Annotated in this window: 19 protein-coding genes; 10 read left to right on the top strand and 9 right to left on the bottom strand. The window is 63.5% G+C overall.

Annotation, left to right across the window (positions count from 1 at the left end):
- Nucleotides 1-59: 59 nt before the first annotated feature.
- Nucleotides 60-497, top strand: a complete 438-nt coding sequence (locus SPO_RS04140; RefSeq protein WP_011046570.1) for a MarR family winged helix-turn-helix transcriptional regulator — start codon at nucleotides 60-62, stop codon at nucleotides 495-497.
- Here SPO_RS04140 and SPO_RS04135 read toward each other — a convergent pair.
- Nucleotides 492-1604, bottom strand: coding sequence for a CaiB/BaiF CoA transferase family protein (locus tag SPO_RS04135; RefSeq protein ID WP_011046569.1), 1113 nt, complete (start codon nucleotides 1602-1604; stop codon nucleotides 492-494). The genes SPO_RS04140 and SPO_RS04135 overlap by 6 nt on opposite strands.
- Nucleotides 1605-1648: 44 nt before the next feature.
- Complete coding sequence (locus SPO_RS04130; protein ID WP_051420418.1) at nucleotides 1649-2764, bottom strand: amidohydrolase family protein; 1116 nt, start codon at nucleotides 2762-2764, stop codon at nucleotides 1649-1651.
- A 213-nt stretch (nucleotides 2765-2977) separates the two neighbouring features.
- On the opposite strand from SPO_RS04130, the gene SPO_RS04125 reads away from it, so the two are divergent.
- Entirely contained in the window at nucleotides 2978-3544 is a 567-nt protein-coding gene (locus tag SPO_RS04125) for an MAPEG family protein (protein ID WP_158454156.1), read from the top strand.
- On the opposite strand, the gene ychF is transcribed toward SPO_RS04125, so the two are convergent.
- Nucleotides 3541-4638: a redox-regulated ATPase YchF gene (ychF, locus tag SPO_RS04120; RefSeq protein WP_011046566.1), complete on the bottom strand. Its 1098-nt coding sequence runs from the start codon at nucleotides 4636-4638 to the stop codon at nucleotides 3541-3543. The genes SPO_RS04125 and ychF overlap by 4 nt on opposite strands.
- Nucleotides 4639-4821: 183 nt before the next feature.
- On the opposite strand from ychF, the gene SPO_RS04115 reads away from it, so the two are divergent.
- Together SPO_RS04115 and trpA are read left to right on the top strand one after the other, a co-directional pair.
- Complete coding sequence (locus tag SPO_RS04115; protein ID WP_011046565.1) at nucleotides 4822-5310, top strand: acyloxyacyl hydrolase; 489 nt, start codon at nucleotides 4822-4824, stop codon at nucleotides 5308-5310.
- A gap of 78 nt (nucleotides 5311-5388) precedes the next feature.
- The gene (gene trpA, locus SPO_RS04110) at nucleotides 5389-6180 is read left to right on the top strand and encodes a tryptophan synthase subunit alpha (protein ID WP_011046564.1); all 792 of its coding nucleotides are present in this window, start codon (nucleotides 5389-5391) and stop codon (nucleotides 6178-6180) included.
- A 3-nt stretch (nucleotides 6181-6183) separates the two neighbouring features.
- Here trpA and SPO_RS04105 read toward each other — a convergent pair whose 3' ends face one another.
- Nucleotides 6184-6627, bottom strand: a complete 444-nt coding sequence (locus SPO_RS04105; protein WP_011046563.1) for a MaoC family dehydratase — start codon at nucleotides 6625-6627, stop codon at nucleotides 6184-6186.
- A 108-nt stretch (nucleotides 6628-6735) separates the two neighbouring features.
- Here SPO_RS04105 and SPO_RS04100 point away from each other — a divergent pair, with 108 nt between their 5' ends.
- From SPO_RS04100 to SPO_RS04080, 5 genes are all read left to right on the top strand, one after another.
- Nucleotides 6736-7899, top strand: a complete 1164-nt coding sequence (locus tag SPO_RS04100) for an alpha-hydroxy acid oxidase (RefSeq protein ID WP_011046562.1) — start codon at nucleotides 6736-6738, stop codon at nucleotides 7897-7899.
- Between the two features lie 125 nt (nucleotides 7900-8024).
- A complete protein-coding gene (locus tag SPO_RS04095; protein WP_011046561.1) occupies nucleotides 8025-8648 on the top strand; it encodes a 50S ribosomal protein L25/general stress protein Ctc in 624 nt (207 codons plus the stop codon).
- 141 nt (nucleotides 8649-8789) lie between these two features.
- The gene (gene pth, locus SPO_RS04090; protein ID WP_011046560.1) at nucleotides 8790-9509 is read left to right on the top strand and encodes an aminoacyl-tRNA hydrolase; all 720 of its coding nucleotides are present in this window, start codon (nucleotides 8790-8792) and stop codon (nucleotides 9507-9509) included.
- A gap of 78 nt (nucleotides 9510-9587) precedes the next feature.
- Complete coding sequence (locus tag SPO_RS04085; protein WP_011046559.1) at nucleotides 9588-10751, top strand: serine hydrolase domain-containing protein; 1164 nt, start codon at nucleotides 9588-9590, stop codon at nucleotides 10749-10751.
- Between the two features lie 9 nt (nucleotides 10752-10760).
- Nucleotides 10761-11138 (top strand): DUF2237 family protein, encoded by a 378-nt coding sequence (locus tag SPO_RS04080; RefSeq protein WP_011046558.1) that lies wholly within the window; start codon nucleotides 10761-10763, stop codon nucleotides 11136-11138.
- Nucleotides 11139-11150: 12 nt separating this feature from the next.
- Here the strand turns inward: SPO_RS04080 and trpB are convergent, their stop codons facing one another.
- The 4 genes from trpB to ihfB form a co-directional block, all read right to left on the bottom strand.
- Nucleotides 11151-12401, bottom strand: a complete 1251-nt coding sequence (trpB, locus tag SPO_RS04075) for a tryptophan synthase subunit beta (protein ID WP_011046557.1) — start codon at nucleotides 12399-12401, stop codon at nucleotides 11151-11153.
- A 400-nt stretch (nucleotides 12402-12801) separates the two neighbouring features.
- Nucleotides 12802-13452, bottom strand: a complete 651-nt coding sequence (locus SPO_RS04065; RefSeq protein ID WP_011046555.1) for a phosphoribosylanthranilate isomerase — start codon at nucleotides 13450-13452, stop codon at nucleotides 12802-12804.
- 8 nt (nucleotides 13453-13460) lie between these two features.
- A complete protein-coding gene (locus SPO_RS04060; protein WP_044029007.1) occupies nucleotides 13461-13814 on the bottom strand; it encodes a lipopolysaccharide assembly protein LapA domain-containing protein in 354 nt (117 codons plus the stop codon).
- Nucleotides 13815-13820: 6 nt separating this feature from the next.
- Nucleotides 13821-14105: an integration host factor subunit beta gene (ihfB, locus tag SPO_RS04055; RefSeq protein ID WP_011046553.1), complete on the bottom strand. Its 285-nt coding sequence runs from the start codon at nucleotides 14103-14105 to the stop codon at nucleotides 13821-13823.
- Nucleotides 14106-14502: 397 nt separating this feature from the next.
- Between ihfB and SPO_RS04050 the strand changes: the two genes are divergently transcribed.
- Nucleotides 14503-14970 (top strand): NUDIX hydrolase, encoded by a 468-nt coding sequence (locus tag SPO_RS04050; RefSeq protein WP_011046552.1) that lies wholly within the window; start codon nucleotides 14503-14505, stop codon nucleotides 14968-14970.
- Nucleotides 14971-15307: 337 nt separating this feature from the next.
- On the opposite strand, the gene rpsA is transcribed toward SPO_RS04050, so the two are convergent.
- Entirely contained in the window at nucleotides 15308-16984 is a 1677-nt protein-coding gene (gene rpsA, locus SPO_RS04045) for a 30S ribosomal protein S1 (protein WP_011046551.1), read from the bottom strand.
- Nucleotides 16985-17262 lie beyond the last annotated feature (278 nt).

Raw genomic sequence — 17262 nt, 5'->3', positions numbered from 1 at the left:
TTGTGACCTGCCTGCCCTTGCGGTAAGGCGGGTCATTGCAAATTCCGGTGCACAGGGTGATGGACGACACGGCGCAACACGGGGCAGAGCCCTATCGGCTGGACGATCAGGTGGGCTATCTGCTGCGGCTGGCCAGCCAGCGTCATGCCGCGATCTTTCAGTCGCAGACCATCGAGGGGCTGACCGCGACCCAGTTCGCCGCGCTGGTGCGGCTGTCCGAACATGGCAAATGCTCGCAAAACCAGCTGGGCCGACTGGCCGCGATGGACGTGGCCACGATCAAGGGCGTGGTCGATCGGCTGCGGCAGAAGGGGCTGACGCTGGCCGAGCCCGATCCGGGTGACAAGCGGCGGATGCTGATCTCGCTCTCGCCGCAGGGCGCGGCCCTGGTGGCCCGGATGAAGGACGCGGGCGCGCGCATCACCGCCGACACGCTCGCCCCCCTGTCCCCCACCGAACAGCGCAGCTTTCTCAGGCTGCTGGCCAAGCTGTCATGATCTGACCGGCCGTTTCGGCGAGGCCTTGTCCAGCACCAGCTCCGAGCGAGAAAACCGGATCGGCGTGCGCAGGCCCGGCACGCCCTCGGGCTCGATCCGCATGCCGCGATGGGCGATCTGCGGGTCGGCCAGCGCCTCGGCCACCGAGTTGATCGGCCCGCCCGGCACGCCGCCCTGCTCCAGCGCGGCCAGCAGATCCGCCTTGGTCCATTTCAGGCAGGCCGTCGTCAGTAACTCGGTCATCTCGGCCCGGTGCGCGACCCGGTCGGGATTGGTGGCAAAGCGTGGGTCATTGATCAGCTCGGCCACACCAAGAATGGTGCAGAGCGTGCCATATTGCCGGTCATTGCCGCAGGCGATGATGATATGGCCATCGGCCACCGGAAACACCTGATAGGGCACGATATTGGGATGGGCATTGCCCAGACGTGTCGGGCATTGCCCCGAGGCAAGGAAGTTCATCGCCTGGTTGGCCAGCACCCCGGTCATGCAATCGAGCAGGCTGAGATCCACATGCTGGCCCATACCCGACCGCGCGCGTTCCGCCAGCGCCGCCTGAATGCCGATGACGCCGTAAAGCCCGGTAAAGATATCGGCAAAGGCCACGCCGATCTTTTGCGGCTCGCCCGCCGGATCGCCGGTCAGGTCCATGATGCCGCTCATCCCCTGGATCAGGAAATCGTATCCGGCGCGATGGGCATAGGGGCCGTCCTGTCCAAAGCCGGTGACCGAGCAATAGACAAGGCGCGGGTTGACCTCTTTGACGCTGTCATAATCGAGGCCGAATTTCTTCAGCCCGCCGACCTTGAAATTCTCGATCAGCACATCCGCCTCGCGGATCAGGTCCAGCAGTTTGGCCCGGTCGCCCGCATCGCCGAAATCCAGCGCGATCGAGGTCTTGCCCCGGTTGGCGCCGTGGAAATAGGCAGCCGAGCGGTCGCCCTCGCGCTCGATAAAGGGCGGGCCCCATTTGCGGGTGTCGTCGCCCTCGGGGCTTTCGACCTTGAGCACCTCGGCGCCCAGATCGGCCAGGGTCTGGCCGATCCAGGGCCCTGCCAGAATGCGGGCCAGTTCGACCACTTTCAGCCCTTGCAACGGTGCGCTCATCTGCCTGCCCTTTCCCTGCCGGTGACGTCAGGGCAGGTTCTGCCCTAGCTGACGATCCGGGGCAAGCGGGTTGCGGGCGGGGTGTTGCGGCTGCGCTCGCTGCACACCACCCCGTCGATCACGGTCATGCCGACGCCGGGCAGATTGCCCAGCTGCACCGATTCCAGAATGGTCTTGCCCGGCGCGTGCTGCGCCTGATCCATCAGCACGAAATCGGCGGCATAGCCGCGCTCCAGCAGGCCGGTATCCAGCTCGCGCTGGCGGGCGGTGTTGCCATTGGCAAAGCAGAACGCGATCTCGGCCGGGACATTGCCCAGCGCCGACAGCATCGCCACCATGCGCAGGATGCCCAGCGGCTGCACACCCGAACCCGCAGGCCCATCGGTGCCCAGGATGATCCGGTCCATCTGCTTGAGTTCGCGCGCGGTGTTCAGCGTCAAGAGCGCCGCGCGCTCGTTGCCGTTATGCACGATCTCAAGCCCGGCAGTGCAGCTTTCGCACAGGCACATGATCTGGTCATCGGGCAGCGCCGAATGACCGCCGTTGATATGGCCGATCACATCGGTCCCGGTCTCCAGCACCATGTCGGCGTCAATCAGGCCCGAACCGGGGATCGAGGGGCCGCCGGTATGGATGGTGGACTGGATGCCGTATTTGCGCGCCCAATCGACCATCTGGCGGGCGGTCTTGCCGTCCTTGACGGTGCCCAGACCGACCTCGCCCAGCAGCTTGACCCCGGCATCGGCCAGTTCCTTGAAATCCTGTTCGACCATGCCGTGTTCGATCACCGGGGCGCCAGCCATCACCTTGACACCCGAGGGGCGGAAATTCTCGTACCAGCGCTGCGCTGCGATCGCCATCGCCTTGAGGCCGACGATATCCTTGGGACGGCCCGGCATATGCACCTCGCCCGCCGAGATCAGCGTGGTCACGCCGCCATGCAGGGTGCTGTCGATCCAATGCAGCTGCTGCTGGCGCGGGGTGTAATCACCCACCACCGGATGCACATGGCTGTCGATCAAACCGGGCGCCAGCGTTACCCCATTGGCGTCGATCAGCGTGTCGGCGCCTTCGGTGTCCAGATCACCCTCGTATCCCCAATCCGAGATCCGCCCGTCGATGGCGATGACGCAGTCGCCGTCATAGATCGGCTCTTCCATCTTGCCCGACAGCAACAGACCGATATTCGTGATCACCAGTTTGCCCGACACCGCTCACTCTCCTCGCTCCAAAACTCATTCGCACGCTAACATGGTTCTGGATTCGCACAAACAGATGCACGGGCGCCCGCAGGCGCCGTGCGCGAAGTCTTCGACAGGCTCCGCGCTTTGCGCTAGACCATGGGTCCGACAGGTTCCCAGAGCGAGACCGCCATGTCCCCCGACCCCGCGCGCAGGCGTGTCTTTGCCCGCATCATCCTGGCCTATCCGGTGGCGCTGACAGCGGTGGCGGTGCTGGTCAATCTGGTGCTGTTCGACCCATCCCCGCCGGTTGCCGCCCTGCCCGCGTCCGGGATCCTGTGGGCGCTGATCGGGGCGGCGGTGCTGCTGGTGATCAATCACAGCTGGCTGATGACCTCGACCGAACTGACCCGGCTGGCCCATGGCATCCGCACCACGCCCGAGGAATGGCAGGCCAGCGCGCATGCCAAAAGCGCGGTGGCCGAGATTGGCTGGCAAGAGCTGGAGCGGCGCCAGAACGCCCATCGCAACACCACCGAGAATCTGGCTGTCTTTACCTTTGCCGCCCTGGCGGTCAGCTTTGCCAGCCCCGATATCGGTGCGGCGCAGCTGTGGATCCTGGCCTTTGCGCTGGCGCGGCTGGGCCATGGACTGGGCTATCTGACCGGCCATGACGGGCTGCGCGGCCTGAGCATGAGCCTTGGCCTGATCGCGCTTTACGGGCTGGTCAGCCTGCCGCTGCTGGGCTTGCTTGTTTAGGTGTTGAACAGGAAATGCAGCACGTCGCCGTCCTTGACGACGTAGCTTTTGCCCTCGGCCCGCATCTTGCCCGCTTCCTTGGCGCCCTGCTCGCCATTGCAGGCGATATAGTCGTCATAGGCGATGGTTTCGGCGCGGATGAAGCCCTTTTCGAAGTCGCCATGGATCACGCCCGCCGCCTGCGGCGCGGCGGTACCCTGTCGGATGGTCCAGGCGCGTGCCTCTTTCGGGCCGACGGTGAAATAGGTTTCCAGATGCAACAGCGCGTAGCCCGCCTTGATCAGACGGTCGAGCCCGGCCTCTTCCAGCCCCATCTCTTCGAGGAACATGGCGGCCTCGTCATCTTCAAGCTGGCTGATCTCTTCCTCGATCTGGGCCGAGATGATCACGTGGCTGTTGCCCTGCGCAGCGGCCATTTCGGCGACGCGGGCGGAATGGGCATTGCCTTCGGCCGCCTCGGCCTCGCCCACGTTGCAAACGTATAGCACCGGCTTGGTGGTCAACAGTTGCAGCATCTTCCACGCCTTGGCGTCTTCGTCACTGACCTCGACCACGCGGGCTGGCTTGCCATCCTCGAGCGCGGCCTGCGCCACGGCGAGCAGACGGTCCTGCTGCTGGGCGTCCTTGTCATTGCCCTTGAGCTTGCGCACCAGATTGGCGCGGCGCTTCTCGATGCTTTCCAGATCGGCCAGCATCAGCTCGGTTTCGATGGTCTCGGCATCGGCCACCGGATCGACACGGCCTTCGACATGGGTCACGTCGCCATCCTCGAAACAGCGCAGCACATGGGCGATGGCGTCAACCTCGCGGATATTGGCCAGGAACTGGTTGCCCAGCCCCTCGCCCTTGGAGGCGCCTTTGACCAGACCGGCGATGTCCACAAAGGTCATGCGGGTCGGGATGATCTGTTTCGACTTGGCAATCGCGGCCAGCTTGTCCAGCCGGGCATCGGGCACGCCCACCTCACCCACATTGGGCTCGATGGTGCAGAAGGGGAAGTTTGCCGCCTGCGCCGCCGCGGTGCGGGTCAATGCGTTGAACAGGGTCGATTTGCCCACGTTCGGCAGACCCACGATACCCATTTTGAAACCCATGACCGTCTCCTGATGCCATCCGACGGGGCCTTCTAGGCGGGTCCGGGCAAATGCGCAAGCCACGGGCGCGCGCCTTTGTTTCAAAGCTTCACAAAACCGAAATGCCCCAGTGAGTCCGCTTGAAGGCGTACCGATCGGTACACACATGGTCGACCGAACGGCAAGACAAGAAGTGGCACCGACATGAAACAGTTCCTCCTCACCGCGATCCTGGCCCTGGGGCTGACCGGAACAGCGCAGGCGCAATCCCTGATCCTGGGGGTGGGATACGCCGATTTTCAGCACAACGGCTCGCGCGATCAGGGGGTGTTGTCATTGGAATACCAGCATACCCCCTTCTGGGAGCGGGGCCGGCTCAGCGCGCGGCTGGCCGGGGCAGCCACGGTTCATAACAATGGCGATTTCCACCTGGGCGCAGGTGTGGCGGGCGAATACGCGTTGGACCGCAACTGGTTCATCGAGGCCAGCGTCCTGCCCGGTCTGTACATCGAAGGCGAAGACAGCAACACGCTCGGCAGCCGGTTCGAGGTGCGCAGCCTTTTTGGTGTCGGCTATCGCTTTGACAATGGCAACGCGCTGTCGCTGGCGATCACGCACAAATCGAATGCCTCGATTTCCGACTTCAACCCTGGCGTCAACTCGGTCCTGCTGCGGTTTCACCGCTCTTTCTGAGCCGCGCGTCGGGTGTGGGATTGATTTTCCGCGCGGTTTTCTGCACATCGGGCCGATAGCAGAACGCAAGGACGCCCGATGACCCGTATCGACGCCAAATTCGCCGAGTTGAAAGCCCAAGGCAAGAAAGCCTTTGTCTCTTATGTGATGGCGGGGGACCCGGATTTCGATACCTCGCTGGAGCTGGTCAAGGGCCTGCCCGGCGCTGGGGTGGATATCATCGAACTGGGTCTTCCCTTTACCGACCCGATGGCGGACGGGCCCACCATCCAGCTGGCCGGACAGCGCGCGCTGGATGGCGGCATGACCTTGCAGCGGACGCTGGATCTGGCGACCGAGTTCCGCAAGACGGACAACACCACCCCCATCGTGATGATGGGCTATTACAACCCGATCTACAGCCGCGGCGTCGACCGGTTCCTGGCCGATGCCAAGGCGGCCGGGATCGACGGGCTGATCGTGGTCGATCTGCCGCCCGAGGAAGACAGCGAGCTTTGCCTGCCCGCGCAGGCGGCCGGGCTGAACTTCATCCGGCTGGCGACACCGACAACCGACGACAAGCGCCTGCCGCGCGTGCTGCAGAACACTTCGGGCTTTGTCTATTACGTGTCAATCACCGGGATCACCGGGTCGGCCGAGGCCGAGGCAACGGATGTCGGCCCGGAAGTGGCCCGGATCAAGGCCGCGACCGACCTGCCGGTGATCGTGGGCTTCGGCATCAACACGCCCGAGAAATCGCGCGCCATTGCCAGCGTAGCCGACGGCGCGGTTGTCGGCTCGGCCATCGTCGGCCAGATCGGCGCGGGCAAGCCGGTGGCCGAGGTTCTGGCCTTTGTCAAAACGCTGTCGGACGGCGCCCACAGCGCCTGACCCTCAGGGCCGACGCCGAAGGATGTTGATGCCCGAGTATTCGGCGACCTTCTGGCCGTCCTGATTGTAGATCTCGCTCAGCACCGTGATCCGGCCCCGATCGGGCCGCGAACGCGACGCGGTGCTGTCGATCACAGTCGCCACCACCCGCAAACGGTCGCCCGGGCGCACCGGAACCATCCATTTCACATCCGTCATCCCCGGCGAGCCCATCGAGGCCTCGGCCCACAGGCCCGAGGCATACCAACGCTCGAACGCGGTGACGAGCGTGTGCCAGCCACTGGCAATGATCCCCCCGAACGGGCCATCCTTGGCGGCCTCGGGGTCGATGTGGAACGGTTGCGGGTCCCATTTGCGCGCGAAATCCATGATTTCTTCGCCAGTCATTTCCCAGGGATCGGATTCATAACGGAACCCGGCGGGAAAATCCTCCCAATACATCGTCATGCCATTTGCCCTTGCTGCAGTGCCGGGTGCACAGTGTCGCGGACAGAGCGAGTTGCCAAGCGAAGAAAGTATTGGTAAGGAAAACTAACCAATTTCGAGGGACAGGATATGGCCGTCATCACCAATATCGAAGATCTCAAGCGCATTTATGAACGCCGCGTGCCGCGCATGTTCTACGATTATGCCGAGAGCGGCAGCTGGACCGAGCAGACCTTTCGCGAGAACTCCTCTGACTTCGACCTGATCCGCTTGCGCCAGCGGGTGGCGGTGGACATGTCGGGCCGCTCGACCGCCAGCCAGATGGTGGGGCAGGACGTGGCGATGCCGGTGGCGCTGGCGCCGGTGGGGCTGACCGGCATGCAGCATGCCGATGGCGAGATCAAGGCCGCCCGCGCCGCCAATGAATTCGGCGTGCCCTTTACGCTGTCGACCATGTCGATCAACTCGATAGAGGAGGTGGCCGAGGCCACGGGCCGCCCGTTCTGGTTTCAGCTCTACACCATGCGCGACACCGACTATACCAGCCGCCTGATCCAGCGGGCCAAGGCCGCCAACTGCTCGGCACTGGTGATCACGCTTGACCTGCAAATCCTGGGTCAGCGCCACAAGGACCTGAAGAACGGGTTGTCCGCCCCGCCGAAACTGACGCCCAGGACCATCGCCAACCTGATGACCAAATGGGCCTGGGGGATCGAGATGCTGGGCGCCAAACGGCGCAATTTCGGCAATATCGTGGGCCATGTGCACGGTGTATCCGACACCGCCAACCTGGGCGCCTGGACCGCTGAGCAATTCGACCCGACGCTTGACTGGGGCAAGGTCGCCAAACTGATGGAGCAGTGGGACGGCAAGGTGATCCTGAAAGGGATCCTGGATGCCGAAGACGCGAAAATGGCGGCCAAGCTGGGCGCCGATGCCATTGTCGTGTCCAACCATGGCGGCCGCCAGCTGGATGGCGCGCTCAGCTCGATCCGGGTTCTGCCCGAGATCATGGATGCGGTGGGCGGCGATATCGAGGTGCATCTGGACAGCGGCATCCGCTCGGGACAGGACGTGCTCAAGGCGCTGGCGCTGGGGGCCAAGGGCACCATGATCGGGCGCGCCTTTGTCTATGGGCTGGGCGCCATGGGGCAAAAGGGTGTGACCACCGCGCTTGAGGTGATCCGCAAGGAACTGGATACCACCATGGCGCTGTGCGGCGAACGGAACGTGGCCGACCTGGGTCGCCACAACCTGCTGGTGCCCGAGGATTTCGGCGGCCGCTGGGCCTGATGATTTGAGGGATGGGCCTGATTGCCCATCCCCCCTTTTCTTTCCAGCCGATTCCCTGTAAGAGCGCGGCTTCACGCGGGGCTACAGCCTTGGAGGAGCCCCGCCCTAACCTTGGAGATATTATCATGGCTGGAGAGATTCCTGATCTCGTAGCTCTGGAACGGACGGGGACAGGCAAGGGCGCCGCTCGTCAGGCACGCCGCGACGGCATGGTTCCTGGCATTGTGTTTGGTGGCGACAACGAGCCTCTGCCGATCCAGATCCCGTTCAACCGTCTGCTCAAGATGCTGAAGGCGGGCCGGTTCAAATCGACGCTCTTCAACCTCAAGGTCGAAGGCCACGAGGATGTCCGCGTGATCTGCCGCGACGTGCAGCGTGACGTGGTCAAGGACCTGCCGACCCACCTGGACCTGATGCGCCTGCGTCGTACCAGCCGGATCAAGCTGTTCATCCACGTGGACTTCGTGAACCACGCGGCGGCACCGGGCCTGAAAAAAGGCGGTGTGCTGACCGTTGTGCGCCCCGAGGTGGAACTGGAAGTCACCGCAGGCGACATCCCCGAAAGCATCACCGTTGATCTGACGGGCCTGAACATCGGCGACGTTGTGACCATTTCCAGCGTCACCCTGCCCGCAGGCGCCAAGCCGACCGTCGAGCGCGACTTCGTGATCGCCAACATCTCGGCTCCGTCGGGTCTGGCCGCCTCCGCTGCCGAGGAAGAGGATGAAGAAGGCGAATCCGAAGAGTAATCTTCGAAACCGTCGACACATCTGAAGGCGGGGCCACGCTTGGCCCCGCCTTTTTTGTTCGCCGCACCCCGGGCGCCGTCTGGCCTTTTGCCGCCACAGGCGGCAAGAAGGGGTGGCACAGGCAAAAGCAAGAGGCCCGACATGCGACTGTTCGTCGGACTGGGAAATCCGGGCGCGAAATACGCCCGCAACCGGCACAACATCGGCTTCATGGCGCTGGACCGGATCGCCGAAGATCACGGCTTTGGTCCCTGGCGGGTCAAGTTCCAGGGCCAGATCGCCGAAGGCCGGCTGGGCCGCGAAAAGGTACTGCTGCTCAAGCCCGAGACCTTCATGAACCGCTCGGGTCAGTCGGTAGGCGAGGCGATGCGGTTCTACAAGCTCGACAGCACCGATATCACTGTGCTGCATGACGAGCTTGACCTTGCCCCCGGCAAGGTCAAGGTCAAGGCGGGCGGCGGCCATGCGGGCCATAACGGGCTGCGCTCGATCCACGACCATATCGGTGCCGCCTATGACCGGGTGCGGCTGGGCATCGGCCATCCCGGCCGCAAGGAAGCGGTGGCGGGCTATGTGCTGCACGATTTCGCCCGCGCCGACGAGGACTGGCTGGAGGATGTGCTGCGCGGCGTCTCGGAAGGCGCGCCACATCTGGCCGCCGGCGACGGGGCAAGGTTCATGAACTCGGTCGCCCTGCGCACCGCACCACCGCGCCCCTCGACCGGGACCGGGCGGCCCCCGGCGAAGACGCCCGCCAGGGCGGAGGAGCCGCCTGCCCCGGCAGCATCGCCCGCCCCGGCAACCGCCCCCCTGCCCGACGCCCGCAGCCCGCTGCAGAAACTGGTCGACCGCTTCAAGTAACCCGCTGCCGTCACGTTGCGGTTGCGCCGCGCCCGCCGCCTTGCCACCCTGCGGGCATGATCCCATCGGAGAAGTGACATGCGCGTATTCGGAAAATGGCTGGGCCGGGCCCTGCTGGCCCTGATCCTGGCCGCCGGCGTTATCGGCGTCTGGAAATGGGAAGAGATCAACCGGCTGCTCGCGGTGAACTCTCTGTTCAACGCCGAAAAGATCGTCGCCAACTTCTCGCATATGGATGCGGCCTTTCTGACCGCCCCGGTTGCCCGGGGCAACGGCCCCACTTCGGACCTGCCCCATGGCGCCGCCTATGAGCTGCCCACCGGCGGCACCGACTGGATCGAAGAGCGGGCGGTCACCTCTCTTCTTGTCATGAAGGACGGCCAGATACGGTTCGAGGAATATTACCTCGGCACCTCCCCCGACGATCGCCGCATCTCGTGGTCGGTGGCCAAAAGCTATCTCTCCGCCCTGCTCGGTGTCTTGCTGGAGGAAGGCGCCATCGCCTCGATCGACGATCCGGTCGTGAAGTATGTGCCTCAGCTCAAGGGCAGCGCCTATGAGCCCGCCAGCATCCGCAACGTGCTGAACATGGCCAGCGGCGTCACCTTTGACGAGGACTATTTCGACAAGAATTCCGACATCAACCGGATGGGCCGGGTGGTGGCGCTGGGCGGCACGCTGGACGATTTCGCCGCCAGCTTTACCGACAGTTTCGCCGCCCCCGGCGAGACCTGGCAATATGTCTCGATCGACACCCATGTGATCGGCATGGTGATCCGGGGCGCCACCGGGCGCAGTGTCACCGACCTGCTGACGGAAAAGATCCTCGCGCCGCTGGGGCTGGAGCGTGACGGCTATTACATCACCGATGGCGCCGGGGTCGCCTTTGTGCTGGGCGGGCTCAATTTCACCACCCGCGATTATGCCCGGTTCGGCCAGATGATCCTGCAAGACGGCAGCTATGGTGGCAAGCAGGTGGTGCCGGCGGGCTGGATTGCCGCCTCGACCGCCGCCAGCGCCCCGACGGCGGCGGGCAAGATCGGCTATGGCTATCAATGGTGGATCCCGGTTGGTGCCGGTCCGGGCGAGTTTCTGGCGCGCGGCGTCTATGGCCAGTACATCTATTTCGATCAGCCGCGCGGGGTGATGATCGTCACCACCGGCGCCGATCGGGGTTTTCGCGGCGAGGGCGTGAACGAGGCCAACATAGAAATGTTCCGCAAGATCGCGCAAAGCCTGTAGGATCGGACCATGACCCCCGACCCGAGTCTCAATGTCCTTGGCGGGGCGCTGGCGCCCTGTTCGACCGATCCCGTCACCGGATTCTTCCGGGACGGGCATTGCAACACCTGTGTGCAGGATCAGGGCAGCCATACCGTCTGCGCGGTGATGACGGCCGAGTTTCTGGCCTATTCCAAATATGTCGGCAATGACCTCAGCACGCCCCGGCGCGAGTTCGGCTTTGCCGGGCTGAAGCCCGGCGACCGCTGGTGCCTGTGCGCCGCGCGCTTCATGCAGGCCGCCGACGAAGGCTGCGGCCCGCAGGTGCATCTGGAGGCGACCCACCGGCGCGCGCTCGAGGTGGTCCCGCTGGAGGTTTTGCAACGCCACGCCATCGGGCGCGACTGATCCGCGCCCGGATCAATCCTCGGCGTCGCGCCCCTCGGTATCGGACATGTCAAATCCCAGGAACTTGGCCACCGTAAAGATGTCCTTGTCGCCCCGGCCGCACATGTTCATGATGATGATGTGATCCTTGGGCAGCTCTGGTGCGAGTTTCATCACATGGGCCAGCGCGTGGCTGGGTTCGAGCGCTGGGATGATCCCCTCGGTGGCACAGCAGAGCTTGAACGCTTCCAGCGCCTCCATATCGGTGATCGACACGTATTTGGCGCGCCCGACCTCATGCAGCCAGGAATGTTCCGGCCCGATGCCCGGATAGTCGAGGCCCGCCGAGATCGAATAGCCTTCGAGGATCTGGCCATCGTCGTCCTGCAGCAGATAGGTCCGGTTACCATGCAGAACGCCCGGACGCCCGCCGGTCAGCGAGGCGCAATGTTCCATCTTCTCGTTGACGCCCTTGCCGCCGGCCTCGACCCCGATGATGTTGACGCTTGTATCGTCGAGGAAGGGGTAGAACAGGCCCATCGCGTTAGAGCCACCGCCGATGGCGGCGATGATGGTGTCGGGCAGACGGCCTTCGGCCTTCATCATCTGTTCCTTGGCTTCCTTGCCGATGATCGACTGGAAATCGCGCACCATCGCCGGATAGGGGTGCGGGCCAGCAACCGTGCCGATGCAGTAGAACGTGTCGCGCACATTGGTCACCCAGTCGCGCAGCGCGTCGTTCATCGCGTCCTTGAGCGTGCCCCGGCCCGAGGTGACCGGGATCACTTCGGCCCCCAACAAACGCATGCGGAACACGTTGGGCGCCTGGCGGCGCACGTCATGGGCCCCCATATAGACCACGCATTTCAGGCCGAACTTGGCGCAGACCGTCGCGGTCGCCACACCATGCTGTCCAGCACCGGTTTCGGCGATGATCCGGGTCTTGCCCATGCGGCGCGCCAGGATGATCTGGCCCAGCACGTTGTTGATCTTGTGTGCGCCGGTATGGTTCAATTCGTCGCGCTTCATATAGACCTTGGCGCCGCCCAGATGCTCGGTCAGCCGCTCGGCGAAATAGAGCGGCGAGGGTCGGCCCACATAATTGGTCCAAAGATCGTCCATCTCCGCCCAGAAACTCGGGTCGGTCTTGGCCTTCTCATATTCCTCTTCCAACGACAGGATCAGCGGCATCAGCGTTTCACTGACGAAGCGTCCTCCGAAAATCCCGAACCGGCCCTGTTCGTCAGGCCCGGACATGAAGGAATTGAAAAGGTCGTTGGCCATGGCGTGCTCCCTTGTATCGCGGTTCAGCACTAGCGGCACAACGCTGAAAGGTAAAGCGGTCAGACTTTCGCGAAAGTCTGACTTCAAATCCTGAACAGGATTTGACTACAAACTTTCTTTGAAAGTTTGGGGCCGCGCCGTGACCAGGCGGACCGGTTCGGCGTTGCAGAAGACTATCACCTGACCGGCATTTTCCACAGCCGTGAACCCGCGGCGTCGGATTTCGGCCAGAAACGCCTCGCGCCCGACCATCCGCTCCATATCCCGCACTTTGCGGCGCACCACACCCCCCGCACGGGCGGATTTGGCGGTGAACAGATGATCGAACCACTGGTCCGGTGTCTGAGGTGGCAGGGCAAGCTCATGCGCCGATCCTGCCGGAAACTCGGTAAAGAAGCGGTTAATCCGCCCGTGCAGCAGCCAGAAACTCGCGGATCAGCCCGGCATCCTTCACCCCCGGCGTCGTTTCGACGCCCGAGGAGACATCGACCTGCCGCGCTCCGGTCAGGCGGATCGCCTCGCCCACATTTTCCGGCGTCAGCCCGCCCGCCAGCATCCAGGGTTTGCGCCAGTATTTCCGGCCCGCCAGCAGCCGCCAGTCAAAAGCCAGCCCGTTGCCCCCGGGCAGCTCTGCCCCCTGCGGTGGCTTGGCGTCGATCAGCAACTGGTCGGCCACCTCGGAATAGAGATCGATCTGTGCCAGATCCGCCGCTTCGGCCACACCAACCGCCTTCATCACCGGCAGACCAAAGCGCGCCTTGATCTCGGCCACCCGCTCAGGGCTTTCCTTGCCGTGAAGCTGCAGCATGTCGAGCGGCACGGCGGTGGTGATCGCCTCCAGCTCCGCATCATTTGCGTTCACCACCAGCGCCACCTTGGCCACACCGACCGGGACCGAGACCGCCAGTTCAGCAGCACGCTCGACCGTCAGATGCCTGGGCGATTTGGCAAAGAACACGAAACCCATATAACGGGCGCCCGCCTCGGCGGCCACGCGCAGGTGTTCGGGATCGCTCAGCCCGCAGATCTTGACGCGAATGTCGTCAGCCATGTTCGAGATCAGGCGGCGGCATCGTCGAGGATCGCCAGAACCTCGTCCTTGCCCTCGTTCTGCTTTTTCTTGAGCGATTTGACCTCGCGCTCAAGCTTGCGCACCTCGCGGTGCTTGACGTCGGCGGTGCGGCGATGCTTGTGCTCGCGCAGCCATTCCCAGACGAAACCGATCACCACGCCCGCCGCGATCCCGCCCAGCACCACCAGGAACAGCGGCAGCGTCAACGAGAAGTTGACCCCCAGCAGATGGGCCAGATCCTCGGGCAGCAGGCTCAGCGTCACCATCTGGCGATTGGCCAGCGACACCGAGACCAACAAAATCCCGAGCGTTGCAAGAAAGGCGTAGCGAATATAGCGCATCATGGGTCAGGCTTTTCCGTTCAGGCGATCCCTCAGCAGCTTGCCGGTCTTGAAGAACGGCACGTGCTTTTCCTCTACATGGACCGTATCGCCGGTCCTGGGATTGCGACCAATGCGCGCGTCCCGCTTCTTGACCGAGAACGCGCCGAAACCGCGCAGCTCGACCCGGTCGCCGCGCGCCATGGCGTCGGTGACTTCCTCAAAAACGGTGTTCACGATCCGCTCGACATCCCGCTGGTAGAGATGCGGGTTTTCGTCGGCAATCTTCTGGATCAGTTCCGAACGGATCATGCGCCTGGCCCTCCCAACGCCAAAGGTCGTCTTTCTTATGTCCAGAACTATAGGCAGAAAACCCTTCTGCGGAAACAGGTTACCGATTGCTTGGCAGCCATATTTCGCCATTTGGGCGGCATAATCCGGTAACAAAGGGATAAACTGAGGCAGCACCTGCCCCCAAATCCCGGGCCGCGGGCTGCGCCACCGCGCCTCAACGCTCAATTGCTGCATCCGCGCTGGGCTTGATTCGGGCCGCTCAAAATCCGTGGCAGAGCCTGGCGAGCTCCGCCTCCCCAACCGTCAGGCCAAACGGGCAAGGCATGCTTGACCGCACAGCAAGCACGCGGGACACTCCGCTGGATCGCTGCCATCCAACCGGAGGGGCGGGACCCTGAACTTGGATGGATGACCAGTGCCAGATCTTGCGATCCGTGCCTTTCTCGCCTCTCTTGTGGCGATCCGGTCCACCCCGACGGGGTGGCAGGTTCTGCTGCTGAAGCGGACCCAAACGCTTGCCGGCACATGGTGTCAAATCGCGGGCAAGATCGAAGAGGGAGAGACCGCCTGGCGGGCGGCGCTGCGCGAGCTTGAGGAGGAAACCGGGCTGACGCCCATGCAGTTATACTCCGCTGATATCTGCGAGCAGTTCTACGAGGCCCATCGGGATGCGATCACAATCGCCCCCGTATTCGTGGCCTTTGTCGATCCGGATCAGACCGTGCGCCTCAATCACGAACACAGCGCCCATCGCTGGGTCAGTTTCGAGGAGGCCGCCGAGATGGTCACCTTTGGCGGTCAGCGTCGGGTCTTGCGCTGGGTTGAAGAAGAATTCGTGAAGCGCGCGCCTGCCGAACAGCTTCGGATCGACCCGGCCGGGTAACGCCGTGACCGAATTCGCATCGCCACTCTGTATGCTTGCAACTAAGGGCGGGTTGCGAATTCAGCCCGGAAGTGACCGTCAACATGGAGATTGCCGACCTCCTTTCGGATATCGAGGCCCCGATGCAAAGCGCAACCAACAGGGGCCGCGCCTCAAGCGCAGCCGGGTCGCCGGGTCTGGACCCTCGGCGCAGGGGACATTGGCGATCGAGCACCTGGCGCGGGCGCTTTGCTGGTCGATCTCCGGATAGCTGGCGCCAAACCGCCCCGGCAGCACACAAAGGCCCCGCAGGATCGCTCCTGCGGGGCCTTCTTTTTACTCAGACGTCGGTCAGGACTTAGTTGTCGCCCTTCAGAGCCGCGCCCAGGATATCGCCCAGCGATGCACCCGAGTCGGACGAGCCGTACTGTTCCACGGCCTCTTTCTCTTCGGCGATCTCGCGTGCCTTGATCGACAGGCCCAGACGGCGGGTCTTGCTGTCCACGTTGGTGACGCGCACATCGACCTTGTCACCGACCGAGAAACGCTCGGGGCGCTGATCGGCACGGTCACGCGACAGGTCGGAGCGGCGGATGAAGGATTTCATGCCTTCGTATTCCACCTCGATGCCGCCATCCTCGATCGCGGTGACGTTCACGGTGATGATCGAGCCGCGCTTCACGCCGCCAACGGCCTCGGCGAACTTGTCGCCACCCACCGATTTGATCGACAGCGAGATGCGTTCCTTGTCGATATCGACTTCGGAGACGACGGCCTTGACCATGTCACCCTTGCGATAGTTCTGGATCGCGTCTTCGCCGCGCTCGTCCCAGGACAGGTCCGACAGGTGAACCATGCCGTCGATGTCGCCCGGCAGGCCGATGAACAGACCGAATTCGGTGATGTTCTTGACCTCGCCCTCGACCACGGTGCCCTCGGGATGGGTCTCGGCAAAGACTTCCCACGGGTTGCGCATGGTCTGCTTCAGGCCCAGCGAAACGCGACGCTTGGCGCCGTCGATTTCCAGAACCATGACTTCCACTTCCTGGCTGGTCGAAACGATCTTGCCGGGGTGGACGTTCTTCTTGGTCCAGGACATTTCCGAGACGTGCACCAGGCCTTCGACGCCCGGCTCCAGCTCGACGAATGCGCCGTAGTCGGTGATGTTGGTCACGCGGCCGGTATGCACCGATTCCAGCGGATACTTGGCGCCGACCAGATCCCACGGATCTTCCTGGAGCTGCTTCATGCCCAGGCTGATACGGTGGGTGTCCTTGTTGATCTTGATCACCTGGACCTTGACGGTCTCGCCGATGTTCAGGATCTCGTTGGGGTGGTTGACGCGACGCCATGCCATGTCGGTGACGTGCAGCAGGCCGTCCACACCGCCCAGGTCAACGAACGCACCGTATTCGGTGATGTTCTTGACCACGCCGTCGACGGTCTGACCTTCGGTCAGGTTGCCGATGACTTCGGCGCGCTGTTCGGCGCGGCTTTCTTCCAGGATGGCGCGGCGCGACACGACGATGTTGCCACGGCGACGGTCCATTTTCAGGATCTGGAAGGGCTGCTTCAGACCCATCAGCGGGCCGGCATCGCGCACGGGGCGCACGTCGACTTGCGAGCCGGGCAGGAAGGCCACGGCACCGCCCAGATCGACGGTAAAGCCACCCTTGACGCGGCCAAAGATCGCGCCTTCGACGCGCTGGTCGTCGGCATAGGCTTTTTCCAGACGGTCCCAGGCCTCTTCACGGCGGGCCATCTCGCGCGAGATGACAGCTTCGCCACGGGCGTTCTCGGCGGCACGCAGGTAGACTTCTACCTCGTCGCCGATCGAGATCTCAGGCGCTTCGCCGGGATTTGCGAATTCTTTCAGCTCGACGCGGCCTTCCATCTTGTAGCCGACATCGATGATGGCCTGGCCCGCTTCGATCGCGATGACCTTGCCTTTGACAACCGATCCCTCTTCGGGGGTGTCCATTTCGAAGCTTTCGTTAAGGAGGGCTTCGAATTCCTCCATGGATGCGTTAGCCATGCGGCGTTGATTTCCTTTTCAGTTCGGTTTTTGCTGGCCGAGCGGTTGTCTCCGCCGGTCTTGTTTGATGTCCGCCGGGGCGGCACGGATTGGTCAGGCGATCCGGTCTTGTCACCACAAAACAAAGAGGGCCGGATGCTCCCGACCCTGCTCGTCTCATTCTTTTATGGCCCAAATCGCCTTATCGACGTGCGCTCTATAGGAGGTTCAGCGCCAAAGCGCAAGGTCGTTTGCCGGGGGATCGCGCTTATTCCTTTGGAAAAATCGGCCCTGCCGCT

Source organism: Ruegeria pomeroyi DSS-3 (assembly GCF_000011965.2).
Taxonomy (GTDB): Bacteria; Pseudomonadota; Alphaproteobacteria; order Rhodobacterales; family Rhodobacteraceae; genus Ruegeria_B; species Ruegeria_B pomeroyi.
Note: the sequence above shows the minus strand (reverse complement) of the source record. Positions and strands in the feature narration are given on the sequence as shown.

Coding starts and splice junctions, on each gene's coding strand:
- SPO_RS04140 (WP_011046570.1), top strand. CDS start 60: ATGGACGACACGGCGCAACACGGGGCAGAGCCCTATCGGCTGGACGAT.
- SPO_RS04135 (WP_011046569.1), bottom strand. CDS start 1,604: ATGAGCGCACCGTTGCAAGGGCTGAAAGTGGTCGAACTGGCCCGCATT.
- SPO_RS04130 (WP_051420418.1), bottom strand. CDS start 2,764: ATGGAAGAGCCGATCTATGACGGCGACTGCGTCATCGCCATCGACGGG.
- SPO_RS04125 (WP_158454156.1), top strand. CDS start 2,978: ATGTCCCCCGACCCCGCGCGCAGGCGTGTCTTTGCCCGCATCATCCTG.
- ychF (WP_011046566.1), bottom strand. CDS start 4,638: ATGGGTTTCAAAATGGGTATCGTGGGTCTGCCGAACGTGGGCAAATCG.
- SPO_RS04115 (WP_011046565.1), top strand. CDS start 4,822: ATGAAACAGTTCCTCCTCACCGCGATCCTGGCCCTGGGGCTGACCGGA.
- trpA (WP_011046564.1), top strand. CDS start 5,389: ATGACCCGTATCGACGCCAAATTCGCCGAGTTGAAAGCCCAAGGCAAG.
- SPO_RS04105 (WP_011046563.1), bottom strand. CDS start 6,627: ATGACGATGTATTGGGAGGATTTTCCCGCCGGGTTCCGTTATGAATCC.
- SPO_RS04100 (WP_011046562.1), top strand. CDS start 6,736: ATGGCCGTCATCACCAATATCGAAGATCTCAAGCGCATTTATGAACGC.
- SPO_RS04095 (WP_011046561.1), top strand. CDS start 8,025: ATGGCTGGAGAGATTCCTGATCTCGTAGCTCTGGAACGGACGGGGACA.
- pth (WP_011046560.1), top strand. CDS start 8,790: ATGCGACTGTTCGTCGGACTGGGAAATCCGGGCGCGAAATACGCCCGC.
- SPO_RS04085 (WP_011046559.1), top strand. CDS start 9,588: ATGCGCGTATTCGGAAAATGGCTGGGCCGGGCCCTGCTGGCCCTGATC.
- SPO_RS04080 (WP_011046558.1), top strand. CDS start 10,761: ATGACCCCCGACCCGAGTCTCAATGTCCTTGGCGGGGCGCTGGCGCCC.
- trpB (WP_011046557.1), bottom strand. CDS start 12,401: ATGGCCAACGACCTTTTCAATTCCTTCATGTCCGGGCCTGACGAACAG.
- SPO_RS04065 (WP_011046555.1), bottom strand. CDS start 13,452: ATGGCTGACGACATTCGCGTCAAGATCTGCGGGCTGAGCGATCCCGAA.
- SPO_RS04060 (WP_044029007.1), bottom strand. CDS start 13,814: ATGCGCTATATTCGCTACGCCTTTCTTGCAACGCTCGGGATTTTGTTG.
- ihfB (WP_011046553.1), bottom strand. CDS start 14,105: ATGATCCGTTCGGAACTGATCCAGAAGATTGCCGACGAAAACCCGCAT.
- rpsA (WP_011046551.1), bottom strand. CDS start 16,984: ATGGCTAACGCATCCATGGAGGAATTCGAAGCCCTCCTTAACGAAAGC.